General features: G+C 70.7%; 9 protein-coding genes and 1 pseudogene. 6 read left to right on the forward strand and 4 right to left on the reverse strand.

All coding sequences use genetic code 11. From position 1 onward, the window contains the following. The 3 genes and pseudogenes from H7I41_RS23245 to H7I41_RS23255 all read right to left on the reverse strand — a co-directional run. A pseudogene (locus H7I41_RS23245) lies at nt 1-622 on the reverse strand (glycosyltransferase); the annotation flags it as partial. Next, nucleotides 619-1,710, reverse strand: a complete 1,092-nt coding sequence (locus tag H7I41_RS23250) for a glycosyltransferase (RefSeq protein ID WP_264014986.1) — start codon at nt 1,708-1,710, stop codon at nt 619-621. The gene H7I41_RS23250 and the pseudogene H7I41_RS23245, both read right to left, overlap by 4 nt. After that, entirely contained in the window at nt 1,707-2,720 is a 1,014-nt protein-coding gene (locus tag H7I41_RS23255) for a hypothetical protein (RefSeq protein WP_264014987.1), read from the reverse strand. Before H7I41_RS23255 ends, H7I41_RS23250 begins: the two co-directional genes overlap by 4 nt. A 154-nt stretch (nt 2,721-2,874) precedes the next feature. On the opposite strand from H7I41_RS23255, the gene H7I41_RS23260 reads away from it, so the two are divergent. From H7I41_RS23260 to H7I41_RS23285, 6 genes are all read left to right on the forward strand, one after another. Next, nucleotides 2,875-3,822, forward strand: a complete 948-nt coding sequence (locus tag H7I41_RS23260; RefSeq protein WP_264014988.1) for a WcbI family polysaccharide biosynthesis putative acetyltransferase — start codon at nt 2,875-2,877, stop codon at nt 3,820-3,822. Then, the gene (locus H7I41_RS23265) at nt 3,819-4,835 is read left to right on the forward strand and encodes a glycosyltransferase (protein WP_264014989.1); all 1,017 of its coding nucleotides are present in this window, start codon (nt 3,819-3,821) and stop codon (nt 4,833-4,835) included. Before H7I41_RS23260 ends, H7I41_RS23265 begins: the two co-directional genes overlap by 4 nt. Then, a complete protein-coding gene (locus H7I41_RS23270; protein WP_264014990.1) occupies nt 4,832-6,202 on the forward strand; it encodes a glycosyltransferase family 2 protein in 1,371 nt (456 codons plus the stop codon). The genes H7I41_RS23265 and H7I41_RS23270 overlap by 4 nt, the downstream gene beginning before the upstream one ends. 91 nt (nt 6,203-6,293) lie before the next feature. Then, on the forward strand, nt 6,294-7,829 hold the full coding sequence (locus tag H7I41_RS23275; protein WP_264014991.1) for a Re/Si-specific NAD(P)(+) transhydrogenase subunit alpha: 1,536 nt from the start codon (nt 6,294-6,296) through the stop codon (nt 7,827-7,829). A gap of 1 nt (nt 7,830) precedes the next feature. Further along, nucleotides 7,831-9,270: a Re/Si-specific NAD(P)(+) transhydrogenase subunit beta gene (gene pntB / locus H7I41_RS23280; RefSeq protein WP_264014992.1), complete on the forward strand. Its 1,440-nt coding sequence runs from the start codon at nt 7,831-7,833 to the stop codon at nt 9,268-9,270. A gap of 121 nt (nt 9,271-9,391) precedes the next feature. Continuing rightward, entirely contained in the window at nt 9,392-10,534 is a 1,143-nt protein-coding gene (locus H7I41_RS23285; protein WP_264014993.1) for an acyl-CoA dehydrogenase family protein, read from the forward strand. On the opposite strand, the gene H7I41_RS23290 is transcribed toward H7I41_RS23285, so the two are convergent. After that, nucleotides 10,521-11,189, reverse strand: coding sequence for a flavodoxin family protein (locus H7I41_RS23290; protein WP_264014994.1), 669 nt, complete (start codon nt 11,187-11,189; stop codon nt 10,521-10,523). The two genes, H7I41_RS23285 and H7I41_RS23290, sit on opposite strands and share 14 nt — an antisense overlap. Nucleotides 11,190-11,229: the final 40 nt, after the last annotated feature.

Genomic DNA, 11,229 nt, shown 5'->3' on the forward strand with positions numbered 1-11,229 from the left:
TTCGGCCGGCGCGTCGCGCGGCGCGCGGCGCCGCCGACCCGCCTGCGCCCGCGAGCAGCAGCCCGGTCGCCGCGGTCGGCTCCGTCGCGGGTTGCCGGGGCATCCCGTCGAACCGGCTGATCGAGCCGACGTAGTGGGTCTTCTCGTCGTACCGACGGAGCCAGGCGGGCCGGTACACGTCGGCGGACCACGGCGCCACGATGCGGTCGGCGACGTCGTAGGCCAGCCGGTGCGCCTCGTCGGTGCGGTCCCCGGGCATCGCCATCACCGTCACCGGCACGCCGGCCAGCCGGACCAGCATCGTCACCTCCACCGAGACGTCGACGACCATGCGGCGCGGGCGCAGTTCCACGATCGCGTCGAGGAGCATCGCCGACCGTTCGGCGAGCCCGCCCACTCCCACGGGCGCCCAGTGCAGCCGGCCGTTCGCGGTGGCATCGACGGGGGCCGGGTCGGTGGGCGGCACGTCGGAGGGCAGCTGCACCCAGTCGTCACCGGGCCGGATCGTCGCCGGCCTCGGTGACGACGAGAAGAACACCACGTCCTCCCGGAGGTGCCGGGTGATGCCCAGTGCGCGGGTGAGGTGCCCCCGCCCGTGATGGTGGACGTAGTAGCCGATCACGCCGACAGGCTTTCGGGTTCCTCGTCGAGCAGCCCGGAGTAGCAGTCGAGGTACCGGCGCACCATCACCGCCTGGGAACAGTGCGCTTCGGCGCGGGCGCGCACCCGTGCCCGCGGCAGTTCGGCGGCGCGCACGATCGCGCCGGCGAGGGCGTCGACGTCATCGGGCGGTGCGAGCCGGCCGCTGGTCGCGTCGAGGATCTCGGGAATGCCGCCACGCGCGAACGCGGCGACGGGCGTGCCGCACGCCAGCGCCTCGGCCGTGACCAGCCCGTAGGGCTCTTCCCAATGCGGTGTAACCAGCGCGACCGCGGCACCTCCGACGAGGTCGTTGAGATCTTCGCGGCACAGGTGTCCCTCGTAGCTCACCGAGCCGTCGAGCTGAGGCCGGACGTGCTCGGCGAAGTAGTCCGGGGCGCCCACCGGTCCGGCGATCCGGAGTGGGATGCCGGCGCGGCGTGCCGCCGCGATCGCGTCGGGCAGACCCTTCTCGGGCACCAGGCGCCCGCTCCACACCGCGTAGTCGCCGCCGGGCCCGGGTCGCCAGTCGTCGAGGTTGATGCCGTTGGGGATCACCGGCACCGGCCCGTTCACCGGCTCCCACTGGCGGGCGGTGAACCCGCTGACCGCCACGAACTCGCTCGCCACCCCGCCGGGCAGGGCCACCGCCTGCTCCAGCCACTTCAGCGGAGGGGTGTGCAACGTCGTCAGCATCGGCGCCGCGATGGTTCGCGCCATCGCCAGCGGGAGATAGTGCAGGCTGTGATTGTGCACGATGTCGAACGAATCCCGGAGCGTGTCAGCGAGATCCAGCATCACCGAGAGATATGCGTGGGTTTCGTGCACCACCCACTCCGGCACCGACGGGTCCTCGCGCGACACTTCGCTCATCTCGAACGTGTGCACCGGCAACACATCCCAGGGCAGGTCGACAGCAGAACCGGGCGCGGCGAACATCGTGACGTGGTGACCCGCGGCGGTGAGCGCCCGGGCGAACTCGTAGACGAAGGCTTCGAGGCCACCCGCGAACGGCTGACGGACGGGGTAGCGGGACGACGCGAGCAGCGCGATCCGCAACGGGCGGATCATGCCGCGGCCGCCACTCCGGCGAGCAGCCGGCGATAGATTTCAGTCGTCTGCCGGCGGACGCGAGTTCGTTCGTTGCGCCTCTCGCAGCGGCGGCCGACGTCCTCGCGCGGGCGCCCGGCGCGGATCCTGTCGACGGCGTCGCTGACCGCGGACCGCAGGGTCACCGCGTCGGGCACGCCCGACCCGCAGCGGTAGGTCGGGAAATCGTGCTGCTCGTGGAAGAAGCCGCAGTCCGGGACGACCGCGCAGACACCGGCGTCGAAGCAGGCCTCGACCCAGCCGGAGTGGGTGCCGAACCGATAGGGCAGCACGAGGACGTCCACCTCGTGCAGATAGTCCACCAGCTCGTCGTCGGTGAAGCGCGGGTGCACCCGCACGTCGACCCCTCGGGTGCGCAGATCGTCGAGGCGGCCACAGAACAGCTCGTCCGCCCGGGGCGACGAGGTCGCCTCCTCGTCGACGTCGAGGCGCAGCCTCCAGCCCGGCCGGTCCACCGACAGCAGGCCGTCGATCACCGGTAGGGGATCGATGTTGGCGCGCAGCGATTTGGCGTGCACCGCCACCACGGGTTCGGGGCGTCGTTCGCGCGGCGCGCCGACGGCCTCGATCTGCAGCACGTGCGGATGCGGCAGCGAGGTCGCGGTGCGCCCCCACCGCGCGAAGACGGCGTCGGCCGCACCCCGGGTGAGGGTGATCACCTCGGCCGCGGCGGGGACGAGGACGTCGAGGCGGGCCAGGTGGTCGGTGGTGTCGACGAAGTGCGGGTTGTGCAGATCGTGCACGGTCAGCACCAGCGGCACACGGTGGGCTCGCAGGATCCGCACGACGTCGCGCAGCACCTCGGGCGCGGTGGCGTCGAAGCCGAAGTGCACGTGCAGCACGTCGATCGAATCAATTTGACCGATCAGATAATTCGGCTCGAGCATGCGCGGCGGCCACCACTGTCCCGGCAGCGTCGCACCCGGCGGCACCGGATCATGCAGCAGTGCAACATCTTCGGTGTCAGTCATGGCGTGGACATAAGGATGCCCCGCAGGAACAGAGGCCACGGTGATCAAATGCTCAACCTTCTTCGGACAGCGGCGGGCGACACTTCGCCACCGTCACCGACGATGTGCCGCCGGGGCTCTATACCCCGCGTCCGGGACATCTACGCTCGCGGAGGTGACCGAAATCGGCGGGCGGGCTGCGCACTATCGGGACTTCTACGGGGGGTCCGGTTCGACGTCGTCCGAGCCGCTGTGGTTGATCATGGGGAACTGTCAGGCCGAGGCGCTGCGCCTGGTGCTCGACGCGGTGCCGGGCCGGCCGTACCGGACCGTGCGGACACCCCCGGTGCACGAGCTGGCGGCCACCGATCTGCCATACCTCGAGGCGTTGCTCGCGCGGACGTCGGTGCTGGCCTGCCAGCCGATCCGGCCCGACTACCGGGATCTGCCGATCGGCACCGGCCAGCTCGCCGCCCGTCTCCCCCGGTCGGCGACCATGGTGCGGTGGCCGGTGATCCGGTACGCCGGCCTGTACCCGTTCCAGGTCATCGTGCGGCACCCCGCCGACCGGTCCGTCGTCCCGCCGGCGGTGCCCTACCACGACCTGCGCACGATCGTGGCCGCACGGGACGGACGGACACCGGAGGCGCCCTGGGATGTCGACGTGTCCGCGGCCCAGATCGTCGCGGCCGCCGAGGCCAGCCGCGCCGAACTCGCCCGCAGGGAGCAACGCGACACCGATGTCGGCGTGTCCGACGTGCTGATGCGGTTCGGCGCCGACGCCGCCCACACCATCAACCATCCGGGTAACTCCGTGCTCGTCGAGCTGGGCAGGCGCATCCTCGCATCGCAGGGCGTGGCGGCGCCGGTGCCCGCGCCGCCGCGGACCCTGCTCCGCTCGGTCCACGCACCGCTCGAGGCGCGGGTGCTCGAGGCGCTGCGGATCGACGCTGCGCCGCGCGCCTGCTGGACCACAGAGCTCGGTCCGCTGTCGCCGCAGGACGTGCATGCCACCCAGATGCGTTGGTATGCAGATAATCCTGCTTACATCGAACTCGCCCTGCAGCGGCATGCGGCCGCCGCCGAGCTGCTGGGCCTGACGGGGCGCCGGGTGCGACGTTGAAGCCGGCCGTCATCCATCTGGTCGTCGGGCCTCGTCGGCACGGCGTCGTGCGCTTCGGTGTCGATCTCGGAAATGCTCTGCTCAACAACGGATTCGACATCAGCACGGTGTCCGCCGCGGGGGTCGCGGACTTCCTGCCGGAATGGGCCTGGACCGGCGGTGTGCATCTCCAGTTCACCGACCGGCTGTTCGGCAGCACTCCGGAGGAGGCCGCCGAGGCGGTGGTCGCCGTCGCCGGCGTGGTGCGCGCAGGCGGCGGCCGCGTGACGGCGACCCTGCACGACCTGCCGCAGCCGTCCGACGGGGCGAACCACCGGCGACGGGTGGCGGCATACCGGCGCGTCGCCGACGCCGCCGACGGGATCGTCGTCAGCAGCGAACACGAGCGGTCGCTGCTCATCGAGTCCGGCGCACCGGCGGACCGTGTCGGCGTGGTGCCATTGCCGATCGACGTCTCCTTCACGCCCGCACCGGTGGTCTCGGCGCCGCCGACGGTCGGCATCTTCGGCTTCGTCTACCCCGGCAAGGGCCACGCCGAGGTGATAGATGCCCTGACCGGTTCGGACCCGGGCATCGAGGTGCTGGCGATCGGAGAGCCGTCGGCGGGACACGACGACCTGATCGAGGAACTGCATGCTCGAAGTGCGCGTCGTGGCCGCCGGTTCGCCTTGACCGGTCATCTGCCCGACGACGCGGTGACCGAGGCGCTGCGCCGTGTCACGGTGCCTGTGGCACCGCATCGGCACATCTCGGCGTCGGGATCGCTGAACTCATGGCTCGCCGCGGGCCGTCGGCCGCTGGCCCCGTCGAACCGGTACACCCGCGAGATCGACGTCCGCAATCCTGGAGTGTTGTCGCTGTATCCGGACTCCGCCGACGGGCTGCGCGAGTCGCTGGCCCGGGCACTCGCCGAGCCCCGGCACACCTGGCTGACCGCCGCGACGGTGTGCACGCCGACGAGGGACGAGGCCGCCGCCCGTTATGCCGAGCTGCTCGGGCGGTGGCATCGATGACCGTCCCGGACGCGGTGGTGCCGCTGACCGATGGGCATGTCACCGTTCCCGCCAACCGGTGGGACCTGGTGACCGGGTACCCCCGCGACCTGCCAACCGTGGCGGTGGTGGTGCCGTTCTACAACCAGCAGACCGAACTCGAGCGCCTGGTGGCCGCACTGGAGCTGCAGACCCACCCCCGTCGTCTCATTCACGTCGTCGTCGCCGACGACGGCTCGGCCGTTGCGCCGACGATCCCGCCGACAAGCCTGCGCGTGAGTACCGTCCGGCAGGACGACCTCGGATTCCGCGCCGCGGCCGCCCGCAATCTCGGCGCCGCCGCGACCGACGCGACGGTGTTGTGCTTCCTCGACGCCGACACCGTCCCCGAGCCGTCCTACCTAAGCGAGATCACCCGGCTTCCGGCACAGGTTCCGGACGCGCTGGTGGTGGGCCGGCGCCGCCACGCGGAGCTCGACGGCATCGGCCCCGAGCGCCTTCCGGACTGGTGGGCGGGTGCCATCGCACCACCGGTGCTGCGCGAGCCGGCCTGGCTGGCCGACGCGTACCGGGCCAGCGGTGACCTCCTCGACGTCGACCACCGCTCCTACCGCTACGTCATCAGTTCGGTGATGTGCTGTAGCGCGACACTGTTCGCGGACACGGGCGGCTTCGACGAGTCGTTCGGCCGGTACGGCGGCGAGGACTGGGAGTTCGCTCACCGCGCGATGGCCAACGGCGCCGTCCTGCACCACGCCCGCGACGCCGTCGCCTGGCACGACGGCCCCGACTGGGCCGACCGTCCCGTCGCCGACCGCCGGGCCACGAAGAACGCCGAGGCGCTCACCCTGGCGCGGCGCATCACCGATCCGGATGCCCGCAGGCCGGGACTGCGCTACGCGCTGCCCGACGTCGCTGTGCAGGTCGACGCCGCCGCGCACAGCGCGGCGTCGCTCGTCGGCACCATCGCCTGCTTCCTGCACGAGGACGTCGGCATCTGGGTCGACGGTCCGCGGGGCGGCCCGCTGCTCCGCGAGACCGGCATCGAGGACCAGCGCGTGCGGACCGGTCCGATTCCGGAGGGCGTGCGGCGGCGCTGCCGAATGGCGGTCACCGTCACGGGACGGGCGGTGCTGCCGCGGGGTGCCGTGACGGCCGTCATCGACGAGTGTGCGCGGCCCGGAGTCGGCGCCGTCGCCGTGGAGACCGAGGGCGCGTCGGTGGTCTGCCGCGCCTCGTGGGCCGTCAATCGGGTGCGCCGGTGGAGCGCCGGCGCCATCCGGTTCGCCGACCCGGCCGACGCCGACCGCGTGAGCAGGACGGTGACGCTGCCGGCGGCCGATCTCGACCTTCGCTGCGCGGAATCGGAGCCCGACCTGTCCTGGTGAACCCGCCCCGCTGTCGGCGCGGCGGGTAAGCGCACCGCTTACCGCCCGAGGGCCACGCGCGGGTCCGGAGAGCAAATGGGAGACTCTTCGGATGATTATCGGAATACCGCGCGAGTCCCACGCGGGTGAGACGCGTGTCGCCGGCACGCCGCAGACCGTCGGAGCGCTGATCAAGCTCGGCTACTCCGTCGTCGTCGAGTCCGGTGCCGGTGACGCCTCCAGCTTCTCCGATGAGGCGTACGTCGACGCAGGCGCCCAGGTCGGCTCGTCCGAAGAAGCGCTGTCCGCCGACGTCGTCCTCAAGGTCAACGCACCCGCCGACGCCGAGATCTCCGCCCTGCGCGACGGTGCCACCCTGATCAGCCTGATCTCACCGGCGCTGAACCCCGAGCTCGTCGAGAAGCTGTCCGCCCGTCCCGTCACGGTGCTGGCGATGGACGCCGTCCCGCGCATCTCCCGGGCGCAGTCGCTGGACGTGCTGTCGTCGATGGCCAACATCGCCGGATACCGGGCCGTCGTCGAGGCGGCGCACAGCTTCGGCCGGTTCTTCACCGGGCAGGTGACCGCGGCGGGCAAGGTGCCGCCGGCCAAGGTGCTCGTCGTCGGCGCGGGCGTGGCCGGGCTGGCCGCCATCGGCGCCGCGGGCAGCATGGGCGCCATCGTCCGGGCAACCGATCCGCGGCCAGAGGTCGCCGACCAGGTCAAGTCGCTCGGCGGGGAGTACCTCTACGTCGACCCGGAGGCAGCCGAGATATCGGCGACCGGCTACGCCAAGGAGATGGGCGACGACTACAAGGCCCGCGAGGCGGCCCTGTACGCCGAGCAGACCAAGGACGTCGACATCATCATCACCACCGCGCTGATCCCGGGCCGGCCGGCGCCGCGCATCATCACCGCGGAGATGGTCGCCTCCATGAAGCCGGGCAGCGTGATCGTGGACATGGCCGCGGCCAACGGCGGCAACGTCGAGGGCACGGTCAAGGACCAGGCGGTCGTCACCGACAACGGCGTGACGATCATCGGCTACACCGATCTGGCCGGACGGCTGCCCGCGACGGCCTCCCAGCTCTACGGCACCAACCTGGTGAACCTGCTCAAGCTGCTCACCCCCGAGAAGGACGGCCAGCTCACCCTGGACTTCGACGACGTGGTGCAGCGGTCGGTGACCGTCGTGCGCGATGGCGAGGTCACCTGGCCGCCGCCACCGGTGCAGGTGTCCGCGGCACCGGCCGCCGCCGCCAAGGCCGCCCCGGCCGAGGCGCCCAAGGCCAAGGTGCCGATGTCGACGGGACGCCGGCTGGGCATCGCCTTCGCCGCGGCCGCGGTGCTGTTCGCCCTCATCGCCTTCTCGCCGGCCGCGCTGCAGGTGCACCTCACGGTGTTCGCGCTGGCGATCGTGATCGGCTACTACGTGATCGGCAACGTGCACCACGCGCTGCACACACCGCTCATGTCGGTGACCAACGCGATCTCCGGCATCATCGTGGTCGGCGCGCTGCTGCAGATCGGCCACGGTGATCCCATCGTGACAGCGGTCGCCACGCTCGCCATCCTGCTCGCCAGCATCAACGTCTTCGGCGGCTTCGCGGTGACCCGCCGCATGCTCGCGATGTTCTCGAGGAGCTGACATGTTCACCATAGAAACTGCCGCCACCGCGGCCTACGTCGTCGCAGCGCTGCTGTTCATCCTCGCGCTGGCCGGCCTGTCCAGGCACGAGACATCGCGCGCCGGCAACAGTTTCGGCATCGCCGGCATGGCGCTGGCGCTGATCGCGACCGTCGGGCTCGCGCTGGCCCGCCACATCGAGCCGGTCGGCCTTGCCCTGCTCGCCGGCGCCGTGGTCATCGGCGCCGCGATCGGGCTGTGGCGCGCCAAGGTCGTCGAGATGACCGGCATGCCCGAGCTGATCGCGCTGCTGCACTCGTTCGTCGGCCTGGCCGCCGTGCTGGTCGGCTGGAACGGCTACCTGCACGTCGAGGGCGACGCAAACGGCGCAGAAGCCGTCCAACTGGCGGGCGAGGGAATGCTCGGCATCCACTCCGCCGAGGTCGTCATCGGCGTCTTCATCGGCGCGGTGACGTTCACCGGTTCCATCGTGGCCAACCTGAAGCTGTCGGCGCGCATCAAGTCCGCGCCGATGATGCTGCCGGGCAAGAACTTCCTCAACGTCGGTGCGCTGGTGGTGTTCGCCGCGCTCACCGTGTGGTTCGTGATCGACCCGCAGCTGTGGCTGCTGATCGCCGTCACGGTGCTGGCGCTGCTGCTGGGCTGGCATCTGGTCGCCTCGATCGGCGGCGGTGACATGCCGGTGGTGGTGTCGATGCTCAACAGCTACTCCGGCTGGGCCGCCGCGGCGTCGGGCTTCCTGCTCGGCAACGACCTGCTGATCATCACCGGCGCGCTGGTCGGCTCGTCCGGTGCATACCTGTCCTACATCATGTGCAAGGCGATGAACCGGTCGTTCATCTCCGTCATCGCGGGCGGCTTCGGCATCGAGGCGGGCCCGGGCGAGGACAAGGACTACGGCGAGCACCGCGAGATCACCGCCGAGGGCGCCGCCGAGCTGCTCAGCTCCGCTTCGTCGGTGATCATCACGCCCGGCTACGGGATGGCCGTCGCGCAGGCCCAGTACGGCGTCGCCGACCTGACCCGCAAGCTGCGGGAGCGCGGTGTCGACGTGCGCTTCGGCATCCACCCCGTCGCGGGACGCCTGCCGGGCCACATGAACGTGCTGCTGGCCGAGGCCAAGGTGCCCTACGACATCGTGCTCGAGATGGACGAGATCAACGACGACTTCGACGGCACGTCCGTGGTCCTCGTGATCGGCGCCAACGACACCGTCAACCCGGCGGCGTCCGAGGATCCGAGCAGTCCGATCGCCGGGATGCCGGTGCTGACGGTGTGGAACGCGGACCACGTCATCGTCTTCAAGCGGTCCATGGCGTCGGGCTACGCGGGCGTGCAGAACCCGCTGTTCTTCCGGGAGAACACCCAGATGCTGTTCGGCGACGCCAAAGACCGGGTCGACGCGATCAATTCGGAGCTCTCGGTCAGCGAGCACGCGTAATCGCCGTCGATTTTGCGCTCAGGGTCGTGCAGTCCGCGGAATCACGACCATCAGCGCAAATTCGAGACCGGGCGGGCAGCGCTAGTCGATCGCTCAGCGCGGATCACTAGGATGTTCGACCATGCCCGTTGACCGTCTGCTGCCCTCCGACGAGGCGCGCGATCTCATCGCCCTGACGCGCGACATCGCCGACAAGGTGCTCGAACCGATCGTCGATGAGCACGAGAAGGCCGAGACCTATCCCGACGGGGTGTTCGCCCAACTCGGCGCCGCCGGCCTGCTGAGCCTGCCGCAACCCGAGGAGTGGGGCGGCGGCGGCCAGCCCTATGAGGTGTATCTGCAGGTGCTCGAGGAGATCGCGGCGCGGTGGGCGGCGGTCGCGGTCGCGGTCAGCGTGCACAGCCTGTCGTCGCATCCGCTGCTGGCGTTCGGCACCGAGGAGCAGAAGCAGCGCTGGCTGCCAGGGATGCTGTCCGGTGAGCAGATCGGCGCGTACAGCCTGTCGGAGCCGCAGGCCGGATCGGATGCCGCGGCGCTGCGGTGCGCGGCTATCCCGGGCGACGACGGCTACGTCATCACCGGCGAGAAGTCCTGGATCACCCACGGTGGGCGGGCCGACTTCTACACGCTGTTCGCCCGCACCGGTGACGGGTCGAAGGGCATCTCGTGTTTCCTGGTGCCGGGCGATCTCGACGGGCTGAGTTTCGGTGTGCCCGAGGAGAAGATGGGGCTGCACGCCGTCCCGACGACGGCGGCGTACTACGACGGGGCGCGCGTCGACGCCGACCGCCGGATCGGCGCCGAGGGCCAGGGCCTGCAGATCGCGTTCTCCGCCCTGGACTCCGGCCGGCTCGGCATCGCCGCGGTGGCGGTCGGCATCGCGCAGGCCGCCCTCGACGCCGCCACCGCATACGCCAACGAGCGAACCACGTTCGGCCGCAAGATCATCGACCATCAGGGTCTGGGCTTCCTGCTGGCCGACATGGCCGCCGCCGTGGTCAGCGCCCGGACCACCTACCTCGACGCGGCCCGCAGGCGCGATCTCGACCTGCCGTACTCGACGCAGGCCAGCATCGCCAAGCTGGTGGCCACCGACGCGGCGATGAAGGTCACCACCGACGCCGTCCAGGTGCTCGGCGGTGTGGGCTACACCCGCGACTACCGCGTCGAGCGGTTCATGCGGGAGGCCAAGATCACCCAGATCTTCGAGGGCACCAACCAGATTCAGCGACTCGTGATTTCGCGGGCGCTCACGGCGCGCTGACACAGTCGGCCGGCGCCTCGCCCCACACCTTGTTGGAGCGGACGGTGTCGAGGCGGTAGTCGGTGACGCGACTGGTGTACAGGCGGCGCGCCAGTTCGAATGCGCCCGACACCGGATCGGTGGGGTCGAGCCGGATCTCGCCGCGGCTGTTGGCGTTTCCGACGACCACGCCGACGAGCTCCTGGTTGAGGTAGCGGGTCAGCTCCTGGAACTGCGCGACCACACCTGCGGTGGCGCCGACGTAGCTCTCCTCGCAGGAGATCAGCACGCCGACCTTCTTGCCCATGATGCCCTCGACCACGCGGTCCTGTTGAGGTGCGCTGTTGGCGGTGTAGCAGAACAGCCGGTCGAACACCGTCTTGAGGCGGCCCGGCATGCCGTAGAAGTACAGCGGCATCGCGTACAAGATGCCGTCGGCGGGCAGCATGTGCTCGAGCAGCAGTGCCTCGTAGCGGTCGTCGAGGCTGCAGCCGCGGTCGCTCGCCCGCCGGCAGGTGCGGCAGTTGCCGAGCATCCGGTCGACGTACTCGCCGAGGAACAGGTGCTCGACGTCGTGACCCGCCGCGGCGGCACCGTTCACCGCCGCTTCCGCGAGGACGTGCGAATTCCCGTCTTCGCGCGGGCTTGCGCTGATCACCAGCGTCTTCATGGGCATGCTCCTATGCTAAAAGGTTTTTTCATGGTCGTCGAGGGCC

Source organism: [Mycobacterium] manitobense (assembly GCF_025821665.1).
Classification (GTDB): domain Bacteria; phylum Actinomycetota; class Actinomycetes; order Mycobacteriales; family Mycobacteriaceae; genus Mycobacterium; species Mycobacterium arseniciresistens.

Coding starts and splice junctions, on each gene's coding strand:
- H7I41_RS23250 (WP_264014986.1), bottom strand. CDS start 1,710: ATGATCCGCCCGTTGCGGATCGCGCTGCTCGCGTCGTCCCGCTACCCC.
- H7I41_RS23255 (WP_264014987.1), bottom strand. CDS start 2,720: ATGACTGACACCGAAGATGTTGCACTGCTGCATGATCCGGTGCCGCCG.
- H7I41_RS23270 (WP_264014990.1), top strand. CDS start 4,832: ATGACCGTCCCGGACGCGGTGGTGCCGCTGACCGATGGGCATGTCACC.
- H7I41_RS23275 (WP_264014991.1), top strand. CDS start 6,294: ATGATTATCGGAATACCGCGCGAGTCCCACGCGGGTGAGACGCGTGTC.
- pntB (WP_264014992.1), top strand. CDS start 7,831: ATGTTCACCATAGAAACTGCCGCCACCGCGGCCTACGTCGTCGCAGCG.
- H7I41_RS23285 (WP_264014993.1), top strand. CDS start 9,392: ATGCCCGTTGACCGTCTGCTGCCCTCCGACGAGGCGCGCGATCTCATC.
- H7I41_RS23290 (WP_264014994.1), bottom strand. CDS start 11,189: ATGCCCATGAAGACGCTGGTGATCAGCGCAAGCCCGCGCGAAGACGGG.